General features: G+C 59.2%; 22 protein-coding genes, 2 pseudogenes and 1 other annotated feature. Of the genes and pseudogenes, 14 read left to right on the forward strand and 10 right to left on the reverse strand.

From position 1 onward, the window contains the following. Nucleotides 1–19: 19 nt before the first annotated feature. Nucleotides 20–901, reverse strand: a complete 882-nt coding sequence (locus tag GT753_RS09235) for a PHP domain-containing protein (RefSeq protein ID WP_015378064.1) — start codon at nt 899–901, stop codon at nt 20–22. A 239-nt stretch (nt 902–1,140) separates the two neighbouring features. Continuing rightward, nucleotides 1,141–1,244 (forward strand) — a sequence feature (Trp leader region). 24 nt (nt 1,245–1,268) lie between these two features. Here GT753_RS09235 and GT753_RS09240 point away from each other — a divergent pair. The 6 genes and pseudogenes from GT753_RS09240 to GT753_RS09270 all read left to right on the forward strand — a co-directional run bounded on the left by GT753_RS09240 (nt 1,269) and on the right by GT753_RS09270 (nt 8,361). After that, nucleotides 1,269–2,831, forward strand: a complete 1,563-nt coding sequence (locus GT753_RS09240) for an anthranilate synthase component 1 (RefSeq protein ID WP_160125543.1) — start codon at nt 1,269–1,271, stop codon at nt 2,829–2,831. Continuing rightward, nucleotides 2,831–4,427: pseudogene (gene trpD / locus GT753_RS25825) on the forward strand (bifunctional anthranilate synthase glutamate amidotransferase component TrpG/anthranilate phosphoribosyltransferase TrpD). The gene GT753_RS09240 and the pseudogene trpD overlap by 1 nt, the downstream one beginning before the upstream one ends. Nucleotides 4,428–4,430: 3 nt before the next feature. After that, a complete protein-coding gene (gene trpCF, locus GT753_RS09255) occupies nt 4,431–5,792 on the forward strand; it encodes a bifunctional indole-3-glycerol-phosphate synthase TrpC/phosphoribosylanthranilate isomerase TrpF (protein WP_174242138.1) in 1,362 nt (453 codons plus the stop codon). Between the two features lie 41 nt (nt 5,793–5,833). Then, nucleotides 5,834–7,024 (forward strand): tryptophan synthase subunit beta, encoded by a 1,191-nt coding sequence (gene trpB / locus GT753_RS09260; RefSeq protein WP_015378068.1) that lies wholly within the window; start codon nt 5,834–5,836, stop codon nt 7,022–7,024. Beyond that, on the forward strand, nt 7,024–7,830 hold the full coding sequence (trpA, locus tag GT753_RS09265) for a tryptophan synthase subunit alpha (protein WP_048323769.1): 807 nt from the start codon (nt 7,024–7,026) through the stop codon (nt 7,828–7,830). The genes trpB and trpA overlap by 1 nt, the downstream gene beginning before the upstream one ends. Nucleotides 7,831–8,046: 216 nt before the next feature. After that, nucleotides 8,047–8,361: a BON domain-containing protein gene (locus tag GT753_RS09270; protein ID WP_004932073.1), complete on the forward strand. Its 315-nt coding sequence runs from the start codon at nt 8,047–8,049 to the stop codon at nt 8,359–8,361. A 44-nt stretch (nt 8,362–8,405) separates the two neighbouring features. On the opposite strand, the gene ompW is transcribed toward GT753_RS09270, so the two are convergent. Next, the gene (gene ompW, locus GT753_RS09275; protein ID WP_004932076.1) at nt 8,406–9,038 is read right to left on the reverse strand and encodes an outer membrane protein OmpW; all 633 of its coding nucleotides are present in this window, start codon (nt 9,036–9,038) and stop codon (nt 8,406–8,408) included. A gap of 286 nt (nt 9,039–9,324) precedes the next feature. Between ompW and GT753_RS09280 the strand changes: the two genes are divergently transcribed. Beyond that, nucleotides 9,325–9,765, forward strand: a complete 441-nt coding sequence (locus GT753_RS09280) for a YkgJ family cysteine cluster protein (RefSeq protein WP_031299680.1) — start codon at nt 9,325–9,327, stop codon at nt 9,763–9,765. A 34-nt stretch (nt 9,766–9,799) separates the two neighbouring features. Then, the gene (locus GT753_RS09285) at nt 9,800–10,552 is read left to right on the forward strand and encodes a YciC family protein (RefSeq protein ID WP_004932079.1); all 753 of its coding nucleotides are present in this window, start codon (nt 9,800–9,802) and stop codon (nt 10,550–10,552) included. Between the two features lie 52 nt (nt 10,553–10,604). Here GT753_RS09285 and GT753_RS09290 read toward each other — a convergent pair whose 3' ends face one another. Then, on the reverse strand, nt 10,605–12,308 hold the full coding sequence (locus tag GT753_RS09290; RefSeq protein ID WP_160125545.1) for a SulP family inorganic anion transporter: 1,704 nt from the start codon (nt 12,306–12,308) through the stop codon (nt 10,605–10,607). A 221-nt stretch (nt 12,309–12,529) separates the two neighbouring features. Here GT753_RS09290 and GT753_RS09295 point away from each other — a divergent pair, with 221 nt between their 5' ends. Then, complete coding sequence (locus GT753_RS09295; protein ID WP_004932082.1) at nt 12,530–13,069, forward strand: septation protein A; 540 nt, start codon at nt 12,530–12,532, stop codon at nt 13,067–13,069. 76 nt (nt 13,070–13,145) lie between these two features. After that, nucleotides 13,146–13,574, forward strand: a complete 429-nt coding sequence (gene yciA, locus GT753_RS09300; protein WP_004932085.1) for an acyl-CoA thioester hydrolase YciA — start codon at nt 13,146–13,148, stop codon at nt 13,572–13,574. A gap of 67 nt (nt 13,575–13,641) precedes the next feature. Here the strand turns inward: yciA and tonB are convergent, their stop codons facing one another. Beyond that, entirely contained in the window at nt 13,642–14,385 is a 744-nt protein-coding gene (gene tonB, locus GT753_RS09305; protein WP_021503828.1) for a TonB system transport protein TonB, read from the reverse strand. Between the two features lie 236 nt (nt 14,386–14,621). Then, on the reverse strand, nt 14,622–15,275 hold the full coding sequence (locus tag GT753_RS09310; RefSeq protein ID WP_015378073.1) for an epoxyqueuosine reductase QueH: 654 nt from the start codon (nt 15,273–15,275) through the stop codon (nt 14,622–14,624). Nucleotides 15,276–15,450: 175 nt separating this feature from the next. Here GT753_RS09310 and GT753_RS09315 point away from each other — a divergent pair, with 175 nt between their 5' ends. Then, entirely contained in the window at nt 15,451–15,747 is a 297-nt protein-coding gene (locus tag GT753_RS09315) for a YciI family protein (protein ID WP_004932096.1), read from the forward strand. Nucleotides 15,748–15,908: 161 nt separating this feature from the next. Further along, nucleotides 15,909–16,859 carry an amidohydrolase family protein gene (locus GT753_RS09320; RefSeq protein WP_049242970.1) on the forward strand — a complete coding sequence of 317 codons (951 nt, stop codon included), beginning with the start codon at nt 15,909–15,911 and terminating at the stop codon, nt 16,857–16,859. A gap of 208 nt (nt 16,860–17,067) precedes the next feature. On the opposite strand, the gene GT753_RS09325 is transcribed toward GT753_RS09320, so the two are convergent. Together GT753_RS09325 and GT753_RS25830 are read right to left on the reverse strand one after the other, a co-directional pair. Continuing rightward, on the reverse strand, nt 17,068–18,954 hold the full coding sequence (locus GT753_RS09325) for a hypothetical protein (RefSeq protein WP_160125546.1): 1,887 nt from the start codon (nt 18,952–18,954) through the stop codon (nt 17,068–17,070). Nucleotides 18,955–19,123: 169 nt separating this feature from the next. After that, nucleotides 19,124–19,447: pseudogene (locus GT753_RS25830) on the reverse strand (substrate-binding domain-containing protein); the annotation flags it as partial. A gap of 7 nt (nt 19,448–19,454) precedes the next feature. Between GT753_RS25830 and GT753_RS09330 the strand changes: the two are divergent. Then, complete coding sequence (locus tag GT753_RS09330) at nt 19,455–19,613, forward strand: amidohydrolase family protein (protein ID WP_230857990.1); 159 nt, start codon at nt 19,455–19,457, stop codon at nt 19,611–19,613. A gap of 12 nt (nt 19,614–19,625) precedes the next feature. On the opposite strand, the gene GT753_RS09335 is transcribed toward GT753_RS09330, so the two are convergent. Further along, a complete protein-coding gene (locus GT753_RS09335; protein WP_160125547.1) occupies nt 19,626–20,492 on the reverse strand; it encodes a LysR substrate-binding domain-containing protein in 867 nt (288 codons plus the stop codon). Nucleotides 20,493–20,583: 91 nt separating this feature from the next. Here GT753_RS09335 and GT753_RS09340 point away from each other — a divergent pair, with 91 nt between their 5' ends. Further along, on the forward strand, nt 20,584–21,528 hold the full coding sequence (locus tag GT753_RS09340) for a DMT family transporter (RefSeq protein ID WP_160125548.1): 945 nt from the start codon (nt 20,584–20,586) through the stop codon (nt 21,526–21,528). Nucleotides 21,529–21,552: 24 nt separating this feature from the next. Here GT753_RS09340 and GT753_RS09345 read toward each other — a convergent pair whose 3' ends face one another. Then, nucleotides 21,553–22,554, reverse strand: coding sequence for a LacI family DNA-binding transcriptional regulator (locus tag GT753_RS09345; protein ID WP_015378079.1), 1,002 nt, complete (start codon nt 22,552–22,554; stop codon nt 21,553–21,555). Nucleotides 22,555–22,625: 71 nt separating this feature from the next. Next, a complete protein-coding gene (locus tag GT753_RS09350; RefSeq protein ID WP_021503837.1) occupies nt 22,626–23,180 on the reverse strand; it encodes a D-lyxose/D-mannose family sugar isomerase in 555 nt (184 codons plus the stop codon). Between the last annotated feature and the right edge of the window lie 72 nt (nt 23,181–23,252).

Raw genomic sequence — 23,252 nt, forward strand, 5'->3', positions numbered from 1 at the left:
CGTTGCCACGCGCGAAAAATCAGACCGCCTCGCCAGGCTGCGGCCAATCGCGCCACACCGGCTCGACCCCGCCCGGCAGCCACAGTTTGCGGCCCAGTTCGATCCACGAACAAGGCTGATGAAAATCAGATCCTTGCGAGGCCAACAGGCGGTAGTCCTGGGCGTATTTCGCCAACTGCGAGCGCTCATGCGGCGCCTGCTGACACTGCGCCACTTCCATGGCGTCGCCGCCGTGTTCGGCGAAATGCGCCAGCAAACGTTTCAACCACTTCGCGGTCAGATCGTAACGGCCGGGATGCGCTATCACCGCCTGGCCGCCCGATTGATGAATCGCATCAATGGCTTGTTCTATTGTACACCACTGCGGCGGCACGTAGCCGGTTTTGCCTTTGGCCAGATATTTCTTGAACACCTGCGCCATGTTGTCCGCCACGCCAATCTCCACCAGGTAACGGGCGAAATGGCCGCGGGTCACCGCACCGGCCCCCGCCAACCGCTGGGCGCCGGCATAGGCGTCGGGAATGCGCGCTTTACCCAGACGCGCGCCGATCTCCTGCGCCCGCCGGTTGCGACGTTCGGTTTGTTCCGCCAATAGCGCCACCAGCGCCGGGTGCGCGACGTCCATGCCCAACCCAACGATATGAATTTCATGGTTTTCCCACAGCGTCGAGATTTCCACCCCGTTGACCAGCCGCAGCGGCAACGCCTGCTCCGCAATAGCGGCGGCGGCCTCAGCCAAGCCTGCGGTGGTGTCGTGATCGGTGATCGCCAGCACACCCACGCGCATCTCTACCGCCCGCAGCACCAGCTGCGTCGGCGTCAGATAGCCGTCGGAGGCGGTCGTGTGGCTGTGGAGATCGTACAGAGTAAAAGCGGTGGATGGGGGGTTACTGTCTGTCAAAACGGCTATCCGGCAATGGCTTGGCTTTCTATCATACCCGCGATCGGCGGCCGGACGGAAATCTATTCTGCGCCAGGCAGACGATGAATAGAATTCACGCTGATCGCTAAAACATTGTGCAAAAAGAGGGTTGACTTTGCCTTCGCGAACCAGTTAACTAGTACACAAGTTCACGGCAACGGCCGTGTCGGATGAGAGTTAACAAAGAGAGTCTGCAAATGAACACATACATTTCTCTTCACGGTTGGTGGCGTACCTCCCTCTTGCGGGCGGTGTAATCGCGCATAGCTGTCATCTGACAATGCAGATTTCCTGAGCCCGCACCTGATGCGGGCTTTTTTATGGACAGAATTCACTGGAACCACCGATGATGAACACCAAACCACAACTGACATTGCTGAAGGCGCAAGCCAGCTACCGGGGCGATCCCACCACCCTTTTCCACCAGCTGTGCGGCGCGCGGCCGGCCACCCTGCTGCTGGAGTCGGCGGAAATCAACAGCAAACAGAATCTGCAGAGCCTGCTGGTCATCGACAGCGCGCTGCGCATTACCGCACTGGGCCACACCGTCAGCGTGCAGGCGTTGACCGCCAACGGCGCGGCGCTGCTGCCGCTGCTGGACGAAGCGCTGCCGCCCGAGGTGCGCAATCAGGCGCGCCCCAACGGCCGCGAACTGACCTTCCCGGCGATCGACGAGGTGCAGGACGAAGACGCGCGCCTGCGCTCCCTGTCGGTGTTCGACGCACTGCGCACGCTGCTGACGCTGGTGGACTCCCCGGCGGACGAGCGCGAAGCCGTGATGCTGGGCGGCCTGTTCGCCTATGATTTGGTCGCCGGTTTTGAAAACCTGCCGGCGCTGCGCCAGGATCAACGCTGCCCGGACTTCTGCTTCTATCTGGCGGAAACTCTGCTGGTGCTCGATCACCAGCGCGGCTCGGCCCGCCTGCAGGCCAGCGTTTTCAGCGAACAAGCGAGCGAGACACAGCGCCTGCAGCAGCGTCTGGAACAGCTGCAGACCGAGTTGCAACAAACCCCGCAGCCAATCCCGCACCAAACGCTGGAAAACATGCAGCTGAGCTGTAACCAGAGTGACGAAGAGTACGGCGCGGTGGTCAGCGAGCTGCAGGAAGCGATCCGCCAGGGCGAGATTTTCCAGGTGGTGCCGTCGCGCCGCTTCACCCTGCCGTGCCCGGCGCCGCTGGCGGCCTACCAAACGTTGAAAGACAACAACCCCAGCCCGTACATGTTCTTCATGCAGGATGATGACTTCACCCTGTTCGGCGCTTCGCCGGAGAGCGCGCTGAAATACGACGCGGGCAATCGCCAAATCGAAATCTACCCGATCGCCGGCACTCGCCCACGCGGCCGCCGCGCCGATGGGTCGCTGGATTTGGATCTCGACAGCCGCATCGAGCTGGAAATGCGCACCGACCACAAAGAGCTGGCCGAGCACTTGATGCTGGTCGATCTGGCGCGCAACGATCTGGCGCGCATCTGCCAGGCCGGCAGCCGCTACGTGGCCGACCTGACCAAAGTGGATCGCTATTCATTCGTCATGCACCTGGTTTCCCGCGTGGTGGGCACCCTGCGCGCCGATCTCGACGTGCTGCACGCCTACCAGGCCTGCATGAACATGGGCACCCTCAGCGGCGCGCCGAAAGTGCGGGCGATGCAGCTGATCGCCGCCTCCGAAGGCACGCGCCGCGGCAGCTACGGCGGCGCAGTGGGCTACTTCACCGCCACCGGCGATCTGGATACCTGCATCGTCATTCGCTCCGCCTACGTTGAAGATGGCATCGCCACCGTGCAGGCCGGCGCCGGCGTGGTGCTGGATTCCGTCCCGCAGGCGGAAGCCGACGAAACCCGTAATAAAGCCCGTGCAGTGCTGCGCGCCATCGCCACTGCGCACCATGCCAAGGAGGTGTTCTGATGGCCGATATCCTGCTGCTCGACAACGTCGACTCCTTTACCTACAACCTGGTCGATCAGCTGCGCGCCAGCGGCCACCAGGTGGTGATTTACCGTAACCAGATCGCCGCCGAGGTGATCATCGAACGCCTGGAGCACATGACCCAGCCGGTGCTGATGCTGTCGCCCGGCCCTGGCGCCCCTTCCGAAGCGGGCTGCATGCCGGAACTGCTGCAGCGTCTGCGCGGCCAACTGCCGATCATCGGCATCTGCCTCGGCCACCAGGCGATCGTCGAAGCCTATGGCGGCCAGGTCGGCCAGGCGGGCGAGATCCTGCACGGCAAAGCCTCGGCGATCGCTCACGATGGCGAAGGCATGTTCGCCGGCATGGCCAATCCGCTGCCAGTGGCGCGCTACCACTCGCTGGTCGGCAGCAATATCCCGGCCGATCTCACCGTCAACGCCCGTTTCGGCGAAATGGTGATGGCGGTGCGCGACGACCGCCGCCGCGTGTGCGGCTTCCAGTTCCACCCGGAATCGATTCTGACCACCCACGGCGCGCGCCTGCTTGAGCAGACCCTGGCCTGGGCGCTGGCGAAGTAATATAAGGAACACGACGATGCAACCTATTCTTGAGAAACTGTACCGCGCCGAGTCGATGAGCCAGCAGGAAAGCCAACAGCTGTTCAGCGCCATCGTGCGCGGCGAGCTGGAGCCGAGCCAACTGGCGGCGGCGTTGATCAGCATGAAAGTCCGCGGCGAGCGCCCGGAAGAGATCGCCGGCGCCGCCAAAGCGCTGCTGGACGACGCTCAGCCGTTCCCGCGCCCTGACTATCTGTTCGCCGATATCGTCGGCACCGGCGGCGACGGCACCAACAGCATCAATATTTCCACCGCCAGCGCCTTCGTGGCGGCGGCGTGCGGCGCGAAGATCGCCAAACACGGCAACCGCAGCGTTTCCAGCCGTTCCGGCTCTTCGGATCTGCTGGCGGCGTTCGGTATCCGTCTGGATCTGCCGGCGGAAGAAGCGCGCAAGGCGTTGGACGATCTTGGCGTGTGCTTCCTGTTCGCGCCGCAGTACCACACTGGTTTTCGTCACGCCATGCCGGTGCGCCAGCAGCTGAAAACCCGCACGCTGTTCAACGTGCTGGGCCCGCTGATCAACCCGGCGCGCCCGCCGCTGGCGCTGATCGGCGTTTACAGCCCGGAACTGGTGCTGCCGATTGCCGAAACCCTGCGCGTGCTGGGTTATCAGCGTGCGGCGGTGGTTCACGGCGGCGGCATGGACGAGGTGGCGATCCACGCCCCGACGCACGTGGCGGAATTGAACAACGGCGAAATCAGCAGCTACCAGCTCACGCCGCAGTCCTTCGGATTGGAAACCTATCCGCTGGAAGCCTTGCTGGGCGGTACGCCGGAAGAAAACCGTGACATTTTGGCGCGGCTGTTACAAGGTAAAGGCGAGCCGGCGCACGCCGCGGCGGTCGCGGCCAACGTCGCGTTGCTTCTGAAGTTATTCGGACATGAAGACCTGCGCCAAAATGCGCGGCAGGCACTGGATATGATCAACAGCGGGCAGGCCTATGAGCGTGTCATCGCACTGGCGGCAAGAGGATAAATGATGCAGGAAACCGTGCTACACAAGATTGTCCGCGACAAAGCGCAATGGATCGCGGCGCGACAACAGCAACAGCCCCTGGCCGGCTTTCAGAACGACATCGTGCCGAGTGAACGCAGTTTCTATCACGCGCTGCAGGGCACCCGGACGGCTTTCATTCTCGAATGCAAGAAGGCCTCGCCTTCCAAAGGGCTGATTCGCGAGAACTTTGATCCGGTAGAGATCGCCACGGTGTATAAAGATTTCGCCTCGGCGATCTCGGTGCTGACCGACGAGAAATACTTCCAGGGCAGCTTCGATTTCCTGCCGCTGGTCAGTAAAGCCGTCAGCCAACCGGTGTTGTGCAAAGACTTTATCATCGATCCGTATCAGATTTACCTGGCGCGCTATTATCAGGCCGATGCCGTCCTGCTGATGCTGTCGGTGTTGACCGACGACCAGTATCGCCAACTGGCGGCGGTAGCCCACAGCCTGAATATGGGCGTGCTGACCGAAGTGATCAGTGAAGAAGAACTGCAGCGCGCGATCGCGCTGGAAGCGCGCGTGGTCGGCATCAACAACCGCGATCTGCGCGATCTGAGCATCGATCTGAACCGCACCCGCCAGCTGGCGCCGCGCGTGCCGCATGGCGTGACGGTGATCAGCGAGTCAGGCATCAACAGCTATGGGCAGATCCGCGAACTGAGCCATTACGCCAACGGCTTCCTGATCGGCAGCGCGCTGATGTCGGAACCCGATCTGCGCGCCGCCGTGCGCCGCGTGATCCTCGGCGACAACAAAGTGTGCGGCCTGACCCGTCCGCAGGACGCCGCCGCCGCCTATCAGGCCGGCGCCATCTACGGCGGGCTAATCTTCGTCGGCCGTTCGCCGCGCTATGTGGACATCACCCGCGCCCGCGAAGTGATCTCCGGCGCGCCGCTGAAGTATGTCGGCGTGTTCTGCGACGCCCAGCTCGATACCGTGGCGTTGACCGTTGAGCGCCTCGGGCTGCATGCGGTGCAACTGCACGGCGCGGAGGACCAGGCCTATATCAGCGCCCTGCGCGCCCGTTTGCCGGCCGATTGCCGCATCTGGAAAGCGCTGAGCGTGAAAGATCGGGTGCCGGCGCGCGATCTGCAGCATGTCGATCGCTACCTGCTCGACAACGGCGCCGGCGGCACCGGCCAACGCTTCGACTGGTCGGTATTGCAAGGCGAAGATCTGACCAACGTGATGCTGGCGGGCGGCCTGCGCGCCGACAACTGCGTCGAAGCGGCCAAGCTCGGCTGCGCCGGGCTGGACTTCAACTCCGGCGTGGAAAGCGAACCGGGCATCAAAGATCCCGCGCGCCTGGCCTCGGTCTTCCAGACCCTGCGCGCCTACTGAATACGGCTCTATATTAATAACGGATAATAACGGGAACTCTCATGACGCTGCTTAACCCCTACTTCGGCGAATTTGGTGGCCAATACGTGCCGCAAATTCTGATGCCGGCCCTGAAACAACTGGAAGAAGCCTTTGTCAGCGCCCAGCGCGATCCGGCGTTTCAGGCGGAATTTATCGATCTGTTGAAGAACTACGCGGGCCGCCCGACGGCGCTGACGCTGTGCAAAAACCTCACTGCCGGCAGCAACACCAAGCTTTATCTGAAGCGTGAAGACCTGCTGCACGGCGGCGCACACAAGACCAACCAGGTGCTGGGTCAGGCCTTGCTGGCCAAGCGCATGGGCAAAACCGAGATCATCGCGGAAACCGGCGCTGGCCAACACGGCGTCGCGTCGGCGCTGGCCTGCGCGCTGCTCGGCCTGAAATGCCGCATCTATATGGGCGCCAAAGACGTTGAGCGCCAGTCGCCGAACGTCTTCCGCATGCGGCTGATGGGCGCGGAAGTGATCCCGGTGCACAGCGGCTCCGCTACGCTGAAAGACGCCTGCAACGAAGCGCTGCGCGACTGGTCCGGCAGCTATGAAACCGCCCACTATATGCTCGGCACCGCCGCAGGCCCGCACCCGTACCCCACCATCGTGCGTGAATTCCAGCGCATGATCGGCGAAGAAACCAAAGCGCAGGTGCTGGAGCGCGAAGGCCGCCTGCCGGATGCCGTCATCGCCTGCGTCGGCGGCGGCTCCAACGCCATCGGCATGTTCGCCGATTTTATCGATGACGCCGAAGTGGGTCTGATCGGCGTGGAACCCGCCGGCCTGGGCATCGAAACCGGTCAGCACGGCGCGCCGCTCAAGCATGGCCACGTCGGCATCTACTTCGGCATGAAAGCGCCGATGATGCAGACCGCCGAAGGCCAGATTGAAGAATCCTATTCAATCTCCGCCGGGTTGGACTTCCCGTCCGTCGGGCCGCAGCACGCCTTCCTGAACAGTATCGGCCGCGCCGAATACGTGTCGATCACCGACGACGAAGCGCTGGAAGCGTTCAAGGCGCTGTCGCGCCACGAAGGCATCATCCCGGCGCTGGAATCCTCACACGCCCTGGCGCACGCGCTGAAAATGATCCGTGAAACGCCGCAGAAGGAACAGATCCTGGTGGTCAACCTGTCCGGCCGCGGCGACAAAGACATATTTACCGTTCACGACATTTTGAAAGCACGGGGAGAAATCTGATGGAACGTTATCAGCAACTGTTCAAACGCCTGGAAAGCAACAAGGAAGGCGCCTTCGTCCCGTTCGTGACGCTGGGCGATCCTAATCCGACGCTGTCGCTGCAGATTATCGACACCCTGATCGAAGCCGGCGCGGACGCGCTGGAGCTGGGCATCCCCTTCTCCGATCCGCTGGCGGATGGCCCAACCATCCAGAGCGCGACGCTGCGCGCTTTCGCCGCCGGCGTCACGCCAACCCAGTGCTTCGAGATGCTGGCGGCCATCCGCCAGAAGCACCCGACCATTCCCATCGGCCTGCTGATGTACGCTAATCTGGTGTTCCATAAAGGCATCGATGCGTTTTACCAACGCTGCGCCGAAGTGGGCGTGGATTCGGTGCTGGTCGCCGACGTGCCGTTTGAAGAGTCTGCGCCGTTCCGCGCCGCCGCCGCTCGTCACGGTATCGCACCCATCTTCATCTGCCCGCCGAACGCCGATGACGATCTGCTGCGCGAAATCGCTTCGCACGGCCGCGGCTATACCTACCTGCTGTCGCGCGCCGGCGTCACCGGCACCGAAAGCCGGGCGCAGCTGCCGCTGCATCACCTGGTGAACAAGCTGCGCGAGTATCACGCCGCGCCGCCGCTGCAGGGCTTTGGCATCTCCGAGCCCGAGCAGGTGAAGGCCGCGCTGCAGGCCGGGGCCGCCGGCGCGATCTCCGGCTCGGCCATCGTCAAAATCATCGAACAGCACCATGCCAACCCGGCGGAGATGCTGACCAGGCTGGCGGCCTTCGTCAGCAATATGAAGCGCGCCACCCGGGCGTGATCCTCTCCAGCGAGCGCCCCGCCGGCGCTCGCTTTAACAGCTTGTTTCCCCTCAAAGTTTGTTCCATTTATTTACAGCAAAAATTTGAACAAACGCAGGTCTTGTCTCACAATGAACTTTGTTCGCTATGCATTTCTTCGTTTGATTTGGGGAATGCGCTCGCTGCGGCGAAAAACCGTACGAGTTTAAACCATAACATTGCATGGAGAGTAATTTATGAAGCTTTTTAAAACCCTTTCGGCCTTGTGCATGGCCGCCGTTGTGGCGGTCGCGGTGAGCGCTTGCGCGCCGACGGCGAAATCTGAGGGAACGGGCGGTTATATCGATGACACGGTGATCACCACCAAAGTGAAATCGGCACTGCTGGCGGATAAAAACATCAAGTCACGTGAGATCAGCGTGGAAACCTTTAAAGGGCGCGTTCAGCTGAGCGGTTTCGTGACGTCCAGCGATGACGCCAATCGTGCGGTGCAGGTCACTCGCGGCGTTGCCGGCGTGAAATCCGTTGAAAACGTGATGCAACTTAAATAATACCGACACAGGGAGGCGCAACGCCTCCCTGTTTGTGGCCTTCATCAGAAGCGGTAACCCGCCCCGAACATGAACACCCACGGATCCAGACGCGTATCGAAGCTGTGGTGCCCACCGTTCGCATCGTTGAAGCGAGTTTTGGTTTCGATGTTCATCCACCACACCGACATGTTCAGCATCCAGTGCTCATCCAGGTTGTAATCCAGGCCGGCCTGCGCCGCCACGCCCCAGGAATCTTTCAGATCGAGGTTGCTCAACCCGGCGCTTTTGCCGTAGTCGTTGAATTTCTCGTCAAAGAAAGTGGTGTAGTTAACGCCGACGCCCAGGTAAGGACGCAGCTTATCCTGCTTGTCGCCGAAATAGTATTGCGCCATCAGCGTAGGCGGCAATTGGTGAACGGTCGCCAAATCAGTGCCGCCCAGCGTAACCTTGTGGCGGAATGGCGTTGCGGCCAACAACTCAACGCCGATGTTGTCCGTCACCATGTAACCGAAGGTCAGACCGAGCTGGGTGTTGTTTTTCGCATCCAGCGAACCCAACCCCAGCACGTTGTCCGAACCTGCATTTGGACGCACCGTCGCGGTGCCCGCGCGGAACAGGAAATCACCGGCCTGATGCGCACTTGCCAACATAGGCGCCATCATCGTCGCCAATACCATCAGAGTTGTCTTTTTCATTATCCATTCCATTTGTGTGGTTAATCGCTCGAGGGGGAATATACCTACTTTCGGGTATTTGTGATCCCATCGAGATCACATCTTATGTGTAAAAATTTAAAATCCCACTAAAAACAAGGTTACCTAACCGTCTAATAAATCAAGGATTGATCTGCATCAAAAAATCGATTTTGTTGCAAATTATCTACATGTTCAAATTTCTGTTGCGGAGAAAAATGCGGCTGAGGTAATTTCATTTTCCGTGTTGGTTTTGGTTGGTGCCGTGAGGAGTCGGTGGGCAATCAAGATGAGCGAAATCCTTAATCCCTGTGTCAGCTGCGGCGCATGCTGCGGTTATTTTCGAGTGTCATTCTATTGGGCCGAAGCCGAAGACGGCGGCGGCACCGTTCCCCTTTCCTTAACAGAGCCTTTGACCCCGTTCCTGCGCTGCATGCAGGGGACCAACAGCAAGTCCCCCCGCTGCAGCGCGCTGGACGGTGAAATAGGTAAAGCCGTTTCCTGCTCGATCTACCTTAATCGGCCCAGCCCGTGCAGGGAGTTCGATCAGTCCGGTGAAAACGGCCTGCGCAACGAAGCCTGCGATCGCGCCCGCGAACGCTACGGCCTGCCGCCGTTGCCGGTGCCCTTGCCGCTTTCGCTGCCTGAGACGACGATCGTTGAAGAAATAGGCGTAGTGCAATTCGCGGGGTGCCACAGCGGCGTGGAACAGGGTACAATCACCCACTGATTTATCTCTGTTTTCCCGACGCCAAGGAGTCTGCATGCCTATCACGGCCAACGCTTTGTACCGTGACAGTTTTAACTTTTTACGCAACCAACTGGCCAGCATCCTGATGCTGGCGCTGTTGACGGCGTTTATCTCCGTGCTGCTGAATCAGGCCTTCAGCCCTGATGCCGAACAGTTGGCGACGCTCGCTGCCACCACCAGCGATTTCGCCTCGTCTACCGGCATGGGCATTCAGGAAGTGATCCAGCAGATGACGCCGGAACAGCAGATGGTGTTGCTGAAAGTGTCGGCGGCCGCCACCTTCTCTGCGCTGGTCGGCAACGTGCTGCTGGTCGGCGGGATGCTGACGCTGATCCGTCTGGTGTCGCAAGGGCAACGCACCAGCGCCCTGCGCGCGCTCGGCGCCTCGGCGCCCGACTTGCCGCGCCTGCTGCTGCTGCTGTTTATCTGCACCCTGCTGATCCAGCTCGGCCTGACGCTGTTTGTGGTGCCGGGCGTGCTGATGGCTATCGCCTTCGCGCTGGCGCCGGTGATCGCCTCCGTCGATAAAAAAGGCGTGTTCGCTTCGCTCAAGCTGAGCAGCAAATTGGCCTTCGCCAATGCGCGCGTGATTGTGCCGGCGATGATGCTGTGGCTGGCGGCTAAGCTGCTGGTGCTGTTCCTGGTGAGCCATCTGTCGGTGCTGACGCCGAACGTCGCCAGCGTGGTGCTGACCGCGTTGAGCAACCTGGTCTCCGCCCTGCTGCTGATCTACCTGTTCCGGCTGTATATGCTGCTGCGCGGCTAACGCCGGCGTAAGCAAAAACCAAGGGGCACGCTTCGGCGCGCCCCTTTTTTGTTTACCCCACCACGGCGGCTTCCGCCTGCTCCTTACTCTGAATCAGCTTCAGCGCCAGGTACAGATCCGGCACCAAAATCAACTCTTTATCGCGTCCTAAGCGGTTGATGCGGAACCAACGCGTCAGTTCGGTGCGACGCCCCGCCAGCACCAGCCTTACGTTACGCTGTAACAGATCGCGTTTCAGTTCATCGATGGCCGCCAGCACGCTGATATCGGCATGGGTAAAACTGGCCACCGCATCCACCACCACCCAACGTGGCTGGAACGGCGTGCCGTCGACCAAATTGAGGATACGGCGTTTGAAATACGCCACGTTGAAATAGGTCAGCGGCGAATTGAAGCGATACATCATGACGCCAGGTACCACCTTCACCCCATTGTTATTGCCCATGGAATGGATCATACCTTCATCGTTGACGCCCAGCAGTTGTTCCGTCGGCCGGAAGACGGTGCGCAGAAACTGCATCAGCCCCAGCAACACCGCCAGCCCGATGCCGCTGATCACGCCCACCAGCAGCACGCTGAGGAAGGTAAACAGCGCCAAGCGGAACGCCTGCGCGTTGCGACGGCGCAAGATCCAGATACCGCGGATGTCCAGCAGCGACCAGGCCGCATACATCAGCACCACACCCAATCCCGCCACAGGAATAAACTGCAGCGGCGCCATCAGGAACAGCAAGACAAAGGCGATGACAGCGGCGGCGATGATCGACACCAACTGGCTCTTGCCGCCGTTGGCGTCATTCACCGCGGTGCGAGAATCTGCGCCGCTGATGGCGAAACCTTGCGACAGCGCAGAGACGATATTCACCAGTCCCAGCGCGCGAAACTCAGCGTCAGCGTTCACCTCATAACCGTTTTTGGCGGCGAAGCTGCGGGCGGTGAGCATCATGCTGACAAAGCTCACGACCGCCAGGTTAAGCGCCGGGATCACCATATCGCGCAGCAAACCAGGCTGGAAGTCCGGCCACTGGACGATCGGCAGCACGCCGCTGAAACCGCCCACCGTCACCACGCCATGCTGCTGCAGGCCGCCCGCCCAGGTCACGAACGCCGCCAGCACGATAGCGAACAGCGGCGCCGGCCAATTAGGCCGCCATTTTTTAAATCCAAGCAGCGTCACCAGCGTCAACAACGACACCGCCATCGTCAGCCAGTCGCTGTGCAGCAGGTTACCGGGCAGCGCGTAGATGCGCTCGATCAACTGTGCCGGGCGCATCGTAAACCCCAACACCTTGCCAATCTGATCGACGATAATGGTGATCGCCACCCCGTTCAGCAGCCCGCTGAGGATCGGCCGCGACAGCAGATCCGCCAGCGCCCCCAGCTTGAACCGGCTGGCCAGCAGGCACCAACCGCCCATCATGGCGGTCATCATGATGGTCAATTGCCAATGGCGTTCCATATTGCCCGCCGCCAGCGGCGTCACCACCGCGGCGATCACCGCACAGGTGGCGGCATCGGGCCCGACGATCAGCTGCCGTGACGAGCCGAACAGCGCATAGGCCACCATCGGCAAGACGCAGGAATAGAGCCCCACCACCGGGCTGACCCCGGCCAACTCTGCGTAGGCGATAGCCACCGGCAACGCCACGGCGGCGACGGAAAGACCGGCGCGAATATCCGGCTTGAGCCAGCTGCGTTGATAGCCCAATAAATGCGTCAAACCAGGCGTCAGGGCCTGGAGAGATTTCCACTGCATGCTGTTTTCCGCGGTAAATTATCTGGTTATTATGACGCTTACTATGCGGCCTGCGGCCCGCGCTGGCAATGCGCCCGCGCTTTCTTGCGTAAGTTTATGCAAATTCCTGCTTTCGCGGCAGAAATCCGCCGGCCAAACGCCGATAATCGGCAGCGCCCGGCGGTACACAGAGCTCGCCGAATCCGGTATAGTCGGCCGATGAACAGATGATGGATTGATTTATGAAGCAGTTTCTTGATTTCCTCCCGCTAATTGTCTTTTTCGCTTTTTACAAGCTGTACGACATTTACGTCGCTTCCGGCGCATTGATTGTCGCCACCGCGCTGGCGCTGGTGTTCACCTGGGTGAAATACCGCAAGGTCGAGAAGATGACGCTGATCACCTTCCTGATGGTGCTGGTGTTCGGCACCCTGACGCTGGTGTTCCACAACGATTTGTTCATCAAATGGAAGGTCACGGTGATTTACGCGCTGTTCGCGCTGGCGCTGCTGATCAGCCAATGGGTGCTCAAAAAACCGCTGGTTCAGCGCATGCTGGGTAAAGAGCTGACGCTGCCGGACAAAGTGTGGAGCAACCTTAACCTGGCCTGGGCGGTCTTCTTCCTGGCCTGCGGCCTGGCGAATATCTATGTCGCCTTCTGGCTGCCGCAAAGCGTCTGGGTCAATTTCAAAGTCTTTGGCCTGACGGTGCTGACGCTGGTCTTCACCCTCCTCAGCGGTATCTATATTTACCGGCACATGCCGGAAGAACAGAAAAAATAGTTACAAAATTGTTAATGCCTGCGGCGCTTGCCGCGGGCAGTATGATGTTATTCCCTCCTTTTAAAAGCAGACTGCTATGACACAACAACGACCTTTACCCAGCGGCGAGCTGGTGCTGCGCACGCTGGCGATGCCGGCCGATACCAATGCCAACGGTGATATCTTCGGCGGCTGGCTGATGTCGCAAATGGACATCGGCGGCGCTATCCAGGCAAAAGAGATCGCCGAAGGGCGCGTAGTGACGGTACGCGTAGACGGCATGACCTTCCTGAAACCGGTGGCGGTAGGCGACGTGGTTTGCTGCTATGCGCACTGCATTCGCACCGGACGCAGCTCGATCACCATCAATATCGAAGTGTGGGTCAAAAAAGTCTCTTCCGCCCCGATCGGCCAGCGCTACCGGGCGACCGAAGCGGTGTTCACCTATGTGGCGGTCGATGCGGAAGGCAACTCGCGCGCGCTGCCTGAGGGCAAAATGAATTTCCGCGTCGGCTTCGAAGAATAAACTGACGCTACACTGCAAATGCAAAAAGGGTCGCCGAGGCGACCCTTTCTTTTTGGTATGACCAAACTCAGTTCAATTCGGTCGTGCCGTTCAACTTGAAGCGGATAGTGACGGTGCGATCTTTCGCTTCTTTGGCTTCATAGCGCCATTTGCGCATCGCCTGCTTCACTTCACGTTCAAACATGTTGCGCGGTTCGGCCGACAAGATACGCACGTTGCTGACGCGCCCGTCGCTGTCGATATCAAACTGCACCCGCACGCTGCCTTCGATCTGTAAAGCCTGGGCCCGCGGCGGATAGAGCGGATTGGCGCGGCTGATCGGCCTTGGGCCGAGCTCGCGCGAGTTGCCCTGCACCGGCGCGGCAGGCGCCTGTTTCACCGGCGCTTTGTCGATCGGCTTGGCCGGCGAGTCGTTGTTGAACGGCGACGGTTCGCGCGGCTCGACTTTTTTCGGCTCCGGTTTCACCGGTTTTTCGACCTTCGGCTTCGGCTTGGGTTTCGGTTTCGGCTTGACCGGCTCCGGCTTCACAATCGCCTTCGGCGGCGGCTCCACAATAGGTTCCGGTTCTGGCTCCGGCTCAGGTTCGACCTGCGGCGGCTCCGGTTCGGCCGGTGCCGGCGGCGGCGGTTCGGCCATCGCGGCGGTATTGACCATCATGACGCTGATCGGCGCGTCCTCTGGCTTCGGCAGCTCCACCACTTCTTTTACCGAAGCGTAAAGCAATCCCGCCACCAGGGCGCTGTGCAGGCCTACGGACAAGACGAAAGGCACGGATATACGGCGATTAAGGAACATCTTTTTTAGCGGCATAATGATTCTGTTTCCTCTGGTTCGCCAAGTTTAAATGCAAATAGCAATCATATTCAATAACGAAAGGCAAACTATCGCTTTAATCGTCAGTATGCGCGGCGAAAACCAGCAAACTCATAAGGATATTAACCTGGCCGTTGCTTTTTTACCGCCGGGGCGACACGCTTTATTAACGTCTGGCCAGGCGTCAAAAAGTAAAAAACCCGCCGGAGCGGGTTAATTTCGGTGAGTCAGCGTTATTCTTCATCGCCATAGTAAAGCACGCCCAGCTTGATCAGCGGCCGCCCTTGCGCCTTACGGTGCAGGTTGGTGTCGCGCAGCGAATAGACGCAGCCGCAGTATTCCTGCTGATAGAAGCGTTCGCGCTTGCTGATCTCTATCATGCGCGACGAACCGCCCTTCTTGCGCCAGTTGTAATCCCAGTACACCAGATCGGGGTACTTTTCCGCCGCACGGATGCCGCAGTCGGTGATCTGCTGCATGTTCTTCCAGCGCGAGATGCCCAGCGAGCTGGAGATAGTGTCGTAACCATGCTCATGCGCATACAGCGCCGTGCGCTCGAAACGCATATCAAAACACATGGTGCAACGAATGCCGCGCTCCGGCTCATTCTCCATCCCCTTGGCGCGGGCGAACCAGTTGTCGGTGTCGTAATCGGCATCGATAATCGGCACCCCGTGCTGCTCAGCGAAACGGATGTTCTCTTCTTTACGCAGCAGATACTCTTTTTGCGGGTGAATGTTGGGGTTATAGAAGAAAATGGCATACTCGATCCCGGAGGCCTGAATCGCTTCCATCACCTCGCCGGAACAGGGCGCGCAGCACGAATGCAGCAGCAGTTTGTTTTTGCCCGCCGGCAAATCGAGTTTTTCCCTTACCAGTTCCGTCATGTCCTCACCTCAATGGCATATCAGTTTAAGCGCGCCGCACTATACGAATAAAAAGTAGCGGCTTCAAGGCATAAGCGCCAATCCGCCGGGAAATTCGCCCTATGCCGTTCCCCTGCCGCGCCTTTTGCGCTACCTTGGTAGCACCGTTTTATAGCCATGATTTTAAAGGTGAAACATGCTTTATCTGATCTACGCGCAAGACGTCCCCAATTCGCTGGAAAACCGTCTGGCGGTGCGCCCGGCACACCTGGCGCGCCTGCAGGCGCTGCGCGACGCCGGCCGTCTGGTGGTCGCCGGCCCTAACCCGGCCATCGACAGCAACGATCCCGGTGCCGCCGGCTTTACCGGTTCGACGGTGATCGCCGAATTCGCCTCGCTGGCGGAAGCCCAGGCCTGGGCGCAGCAGGATCCCTATATCGCCGCCGGCGTCTACGCCGACGTGACGGTGAAACCGTTCAAACAGGTGTTCTGACCTCATTAGCTGACCGGGAGCGGCGCACCGTTCCCGGATCAATGCGTGCTCTCGCCCGCTCCCGTCGGTAGAAAAAATGCCTTCCCTCCAGGGGCTGTCGCACCGCCCGCCTATACTCTCCTGAACCAGCGGCATCGCCGCGTACTCCGGGAGATCGACCGATGCGACTCGATGTTCACGCTCACCTGTGGAGCACTGAGTATCTGGATCTTTTGCAATCTCATGGCCTGCACGAAGTCGCCGCCTATCGGCAATTGGGCGCCGGCCGCAGCGATCGCGAGCTGGCAGCCCGCTTCGCTCTGCTGGACAGCGCCGGCATCGACATGCAAATCTTGTCGGCGACGCCGCTGTCGCCGCACCTGAAAGACGAGCAGGCGGCCGTTGATGCCGCGCGCCGGATCAACGATGAATATGCGGAGCTGGCAGCGCGTTATCCCGCCCGCTTTCGGGCCATCGCTTCCTTGCCGCTGCCGCATATCGACGCTGCGTTACGCGAGCTGGACAGAGCCTTGACCCAGCTCGGCATGCTGGGCGCGTGTATCACCACCTCGGTGCTCGGGCTGTCTATCGCCAACCCACTGTTCGAGCCGCTCTATCAGGAACTCAACCGTCGCCGCAGCGTGCTGGCCATTCATCCCGCTGGCCGCGGCGCGCACTCGCCGCTCATCGCCGATTACGCTTTAACCTGGTCGATCGGCGCGCCGATCGAAGACACGGTCGCCGCCATGCACTTTATCCTCAACGGCATCCCCCAACGCTTTGCGGAAATGAAAATCATTGTGCCACACCTGGGCGGCCTGCTGCCGATGACACTGGAACGCCTCGACCAAACCGTCGCGTGGGAAGCGCCGAATACGCCGGAACCCCCGAGCCGCGCCGCCCTGCGCATGTGGTACGACACGGTAGGCCACGATCAGGTGCCCGCGTTGCAAGCGGCGGCAGCGACGTTCGGCACAGAGCGGCTGTTGTTCGGCACCGATTTCCCGTTCCAGCCGGGCGAACTGTTTCAAACCACGGTGGACTACGTCCGGCGCGCGGGATTGCCGGAGGAAGATGTGAACGCCATTTTGGATCGCAATGCGGCTGCGCTGTTTGGGCTGGGTGCGGACTGAAGATCCGTCCTCATTCAGTAACGGGCAGGAGACTCCATTCCGGCCCCGGATTTCGGTTAGCTCAAGTGGGCTTTATACGGTTCTTTCACGTTGTGCTTCACGCAGGCCAGCGACAGCCGCGCAAAACGCTGCGTCCTCAATGTCGCACATCCCCCGTAATAACGGGATGTGCGACATGTCGTGAACCGGTCAATGTTGGGAAACTGCGTCAGACCTGTCGCAGGTAAACATCCGTAATGCGCAGGTCAAAGTTGCTTTTCATTTCGGTGACGTCAATAAGCAAGAAAGCGTGCGTAGCCCAGTCCGGCGCTCGCTCGAAGGCAGGAGGCTGCGTAGGATACCCCTGCATTTGGCCTGGGATGATAACGCTCTTCAGATCGGATTCATTGCCGCTAAATTGATAGGTGTAAACGTGACCGGTTTGCTGCTTGAGAATTTGGGGTTCCACGTCTTGTTGCGGACCATATTCGCGCAGCTTCGCCCATAGGATTTTGACCTGGCAGCGTTGCCCATCACCCGCGTAAGTGTTGGCGCGAACATGGTGAATAACGCTGCCGTAACCTTTCAGGCTGATGGTTCCCAGCACCGCCTGGAACACACCATTACCAGCGGCCGCGTTGCGCCCCAATGAAACGAAATCGGCCTGGCGAATAAGGCTGAAATTGGTGCTGTTAGTCGTCCCCCACCCGTAGCGAGATTTGCGCACCGTATTAACGCCTCCCGGCGGCAGAACCCAAACTTCCTCAGTCCATTTGTCGCTACCGTTGCTATACGTCGTGCCATCCAACCAATTGTCCTGTACGGCGGTATCGGTTCGCACCTGAGTTAACAGATAAGGCCAGGCGATAGGCAATTGCGTATTACGCAAAGAGACAGAGCCCGTGCCATCAATCCAACCACTGACGTTGGAGTCACCACCTTGTTGCATCTGACCGATATTGACCTTATCAAAGACCACTCGCGCCAAATCACCCACATAGAATGGGTTAGAGGTTGTCGGATAGGTCGTTGGGCTACCGCCGGCTTTGAAGGTAAACAGACCGCCGATAACGTTGACTTTGCAACTTTTGGCATCCGGGATGTTCAGGATATAATTTTGTGGGCCATAGCCTTCAACGTGACAATCGCGGAAAATATGTTGCCCCCCCTCGATATGCATATACTTTCCGACATGGCTGGAGGAGGTTTGCGGCCCGTTTTTACCATAAATGTAATCGAAGGAACAGTTGAAGAAATAGCTGTAGCCCCCCTGTAATTTCACACCGCAATTGCTCTGAGCGAAAATGCAGCTGTGGAAATTCATTTCTTCACCGGAGTTGGAAGTATTGTCGGGGAAGTAATAGCAAATGTCGCAGTGATTGAAACTAAAGCCATACATACGCAGGAAGTAGAAATCGGTAGTGCCGGTTATGCCATAGGCAAAACCTTCGATCCCACCCCCGATAAAGGTCAACGAATTGCGACCATAGCTAGCCGAGAGCGAAGTAGAAAACGTCATGCCATCGACAAATGAATTGGCGCCAGGGCCAATCATACGCAAATTTTTCACGCTGAGATTGCCCTGGGTATAACCGGCGTTGTTTTGCCATTGAATCGCGATTTTACGTTCGGTGGCGTTGCCCTGTGTCATGGCGCTAAAATCCAGCAAGGCGCCGGAGAAATCGTAATCGACGGTTTTCAAATCCAGCTTTAGCGTTTCCGTACATTTAAATTGCCCGCTCCCGAACTGCAGATTCCCGTTTTTCAATACGCGTGAACCGCTGGATACAGCCTGCGAACTGGCATAATCGTGAGCGGCTTGAATGGCAGCGGCATCTTCTGAAATACCGTCACCTTTCGCACCGAACATATAAGGCGACACCGTGCCGGCAACGTCCAGGACGCGCACCCACAACCAAGCGGCGTTGGGGCGGATGAACATCCCGCCATCATCCATTGGTGTCGATTGTGCTTTGGCGACGAAGATACCGCCGCCGAGAGGCTGACGATTGCCGGCATTCCAATCGCCGTAGTATGCGGTCACGGCGATCAATTCGCCGACTGCGCCAGGAAGAGTGTTTCGTAACGTAGCGATATCAGGGCAGGTATTCATCATATTATCCTCATAGAGTTACTGTATTTATATACAGCCATATAACTCTATGAACGAATGAACCGTGCATCAATAGCGGGAGTGTTGTTCTATTGCCCACCGAACATACCGGTCTATTGGATGGCCTCCTTCTGCTCCTTTTATCCCCTCCATACAAGGCAGAGACATGCCGTTACGCGACGAGTTTTCCTCGCACCACCACCTTGCCCGGCTTGATCTCGGGGTCGGCAATACGACGGATCGCCAGATTCAACGCTTGCCAGGCGATCTATTGCAAGTCGTGTGACACGCACGGGAAATGAAAACCGTAGATCTCGGCATGTGAAACCTCATCGATGCTGAACAGCGACACCTCCTGCATCAACGGCAGCCGATATTCGATGCAGGCCTTGATGATGCCCAGAGAGATCTGGTTATTGCAGCCAACGAAAAAGTCCGGGGCACGGTGATTGGCCAGCTAACGGCTCGTCTCTTGCCAGGCGACGCCCATCATAAAGAAACTGTTGTTCGGCACCGATTTTCCATTCCAGCCGGGCGAACTGTTTCAAACCACGGTCGACGACATCCGGCGAGCGGGTTTGCCGGAGGAAGACGTGAATGCCATTTTGGATCGCAATGCGGCTGTGCTGTTTGGGTTGCAGAATGTGAAGCGGCCCACATAGGTTTGGCCGCGTTTACGGCACGATGTGTTCACCGCTCTGAAAATACTCACCGATGACGCTTTCCAGCATCGCCACCGCCGGTTGGCTGGCGGCCGTGGCAGAACGGAGCAGTTGCACTTCGTGTGGTGTGACCGACGGCAATTCGTCGAGTATCCGCATCGCCGCCGAAACCCGTGCGCGGTCGAGCAGCGTGACGGCCAATCCTGCCTCGATGGCAGCCGCCACCACGCTGGCCGAAGGGCTGCTCACAACCACTCGCCAACGCCTTCCCGCCCTGGTCAATGCATCGATCATAGCCTCACGATAAGGGCAATCGGCGGCATGCAACGCCAGCGGCAGTGGCCGGTTAGCCTGCAGCGCCAGCGAACGGCCTCCGGCCCACACCGGCGCAGTCACCGCGAGCGGTGTCTGGCACGGTTTCCCCGAGGGTTGAACCACCAGCGCGAGATGCAGCCGATTACGGCCAACTTGTTCCGCCAGCGCCTGACTGGCAGCGGTAGAGACCTCCAGTTCCACCGCGGGAAAACTGTCGGCAAACCGCGGCAAAATATGGCGTATCACATGGGAAGCGTACTCATCAGGCAACCCCAATTTGATATGGCCGCTTAGCGGCGCGCCCCGCAGTTCCCGCAGAATATCGTCATGGGCGCTCAACAGCCCGAGCGTCGAAGCCAGCAGCTTGTTGCCCAGCGGCGTCAACGCCACGGACTGATTGTCACGCTCCAGCAAGCGGCCGCCCGCCACCTGTTCCAGGCGCCGGATATGCACGCTCACGGCGGCGGGGCTGCGATTGACAAATGCCGCCGCCGCGCGAAATTGCCCCAAACGCGCAATAGCGTGAAAAGTGCGCAAGAGATCGATATCCAATGTCGGCCGCATGATTTAACTCCATTAAACAACTGAACGAAAATTATTCGATTTATTAAATTATAGCCACTCACTACCATCGGGCGGAAAGGAGGTGACCATCATGTCCCTGCCACCATTTCGCCCCTCTTCCCACCGAGGCAAAGCCGCCCTCTGGCTGGCTGCGGCCGAGGTCCTGCTGATCGTGGCCTGGAGCTCCGGCTTCGTCGGCATCCGCTTCGCCGCCGATTACGCGCCGGTGTTGCTGGTGGCGTTCTGGCGCTGCGTGGTGGTCGCGTTCGCGTTGCTGCCGCTTAGTGTGCGTGCCATCAGGCGCGCATCTCCGCTGACGATAGCTGTTCACGCCGGGATTGGGTTGCTCGCCATGACCGGTTACCTGACCGGCGTCAGCAAATGCATCGAATATGGCGTGCCGGCCGGGTTGGCCGCGCTCATCGCCGATTTGCTCCCGCTCGGCACCGCGCTGCTGAGCATGCTGTTGCAACGCCGCTTGCCCGATGGCCGCGTTTGGTCCGGGTTAGCCCTGGGGGTTAGCGGGGTAACGCTGGCGACCGGCAGCGCCATCTCATGGGGAGATGCCCCATTGTGGAGTTACCTGTTGCCGCTGGCGGGGATGTTGGCGCTGGCGCTGGCAACGCTGTGGCAGGAACGGCTGCCGCAGACGCAAGCAATGAGTTTGCCATCCTCTCTGGGGATACAAAGTGCGGTTTCCGCGCTGGCTTTCGCCGCCATGGCCGGCGCGGAAGGCCCGCTGCTGCCAACGGTAACGACGGGGTTTGTGATCGGCGTGCTTTGGACCGCGCTACTGGCGACGCTGGCCGGCTACGGTCTGTACTGGTTTTGTCTAAGGCTCACTTCTGCGCTGCGCGTGACAAGCCTGCTGTTTCTCAGCCCCTTCGTCACCTTCTGCTGGGCAGGGTTAATGTTCAATGAACCCCTTTCCTGGCCCATGCTGCTAGGCGCGGCGGTGGCGGGAAGCGGTTTATGGCTGCTAATCCGTCCCGCCGGGCGGGATGAGCCCAAAACAGCGCAACGCGCTGAAAAATGACGGATAAGGCGAAAGGCGGCGCCGTTATGCGACGAGTTTTCCCCGCACCACCACCTTGCCCGGCTTGATCTCGGGGTCGGCAATACGACGGATCGCCAGATTCAACGCTTGCCAGGCGATCTCTTGCAAGTCGTGTGACACGCACGGGAAATGAAAACCGTAGATCTCGGCATGTGAAACCTCATCGATGCTGAACAGCGACACCTCCTGCATCAACGGCAGCCGGTGTTCGATGCAGGCTTTGATAATGCCCAGGGAGATCTGGTTATTGCAGCCAACGAAAAAGTCCGGGGCGCGGTGATTGGCCAGCCAACGGCTCGTCTCTTGCCAGGCGACATCCATAAAGAAATCGGCATACAGCACTTCAAACGACGCCACTTTCCCTTGCAGCGCCGCCTGCAGCCCTGTAACCCTGTCCCGTGCAACGTTGGAGTTCTCCGGCCCGGACACCACCACCACCCGCTGCGCTTTCTGTTCCAGCAGCCAGCGCCCCGCCTGAAGGCCGCAGTCCAGGTTATCGATATACACCCCGCTGCAGTGGCGATTGTCCAGCTCACGGTCGATCAATACCACCGGGATATTCAATGTTTCCAACCGCTTTAGATAGGAAGGCTGGTACAGATGATCGTTGGAAATGACCGAGAGAATGATCGCATCGACGTTGTAGCCAATCAGTTTGTCGATGATTCTGTCTTCGCTTTCCTGAGACTCATAGGAATCGAACACCAGGGTGTCATATCCCATTTTTTGCGCTTCAAGCGTCATCAACCGCGTCAGGCCGCCAAAGAACGGGTTGGCCATATCAGGGTTGACGATGCCGATGGTTCTGCTGCTTTTCGCCCGCAGGTTGCGCGCCGCAGCATTGACTACATAACCGAGTTCGGCAGCGGTCTCCCGAATGCGGCGCAGCGTTTCCGGATGAACCTTGTCCGGCTGTGAAAATGCCCGCGACGCGGTGATTTTACTGACGTTTGCCTGTGCGGCCACGCTAGCCAGCGTCGCTTTCCGTCCTCGCCCCACCGCCAAATGCAGCTCCTTAGCTTAAAGTTATCATTTTGTACCATTAACAACATCATGACAGAACTTTCATCGTGGCGCTAATGGTTTACGCCTGCCAGCCGGTTAATCCGGGGATCGGTAAAGATATCCAGCTCGTCACGGCTCTCGGAAGAGAACTCGGACACCACCGCCCCCCGCTTTCCAGCCTGAAACCAGTGCCGGGTATTGGGCGCGATGGTATATTGTTCGCCAGGCCGCAAGAGGATATAGCGATTGCAGGTATACCACTGCTCCGCGCCTTCCGGCACCCGGCATACCGGTTCACCGCCGGCGTCATTAAGCGTCAGGTTTTCATCGTCGACAAACAGAAACACCTCACCCCAACGGCAGCGAAACGTCTCTTGCTTGCCGGGCGTGCCGGCAAAAGGAGGATGCAAATGCTCTGGGCAAGTCTGCTCAGGAAACAGCACCAACTCTTTCGCACAATACCGAGGTGAGTTGACATAGGTCAGCAGCTGCAGCCCTGAGACAGGATAGTCGGCCAAGCCAAACGTCGCAATTTCAATACGTTGCTGTTCTTCTTCGGTCAGAACGATGTCCGCCTCGCGCAAATATTCCAGCGTAGCGGCTATGGCACGTTGTTGTTTGTTCATCATTTCCCCTGCAAAGTAACGGTATCGATATCAGAATGCTGATATTAAAACCGTCATTACATCGCCGATTTT

It is taken from the genome of Serratia sp. Z4 (genome assembly GCF_009900725.1).
In the GTDB taxonomy this organism is placed as follows: Bacteria; Pseudomonadota; Gammaproteobacteria; order Enterobacterales; family Enterobacteriaceae; genus Serratia; species Serratia nematodiphila.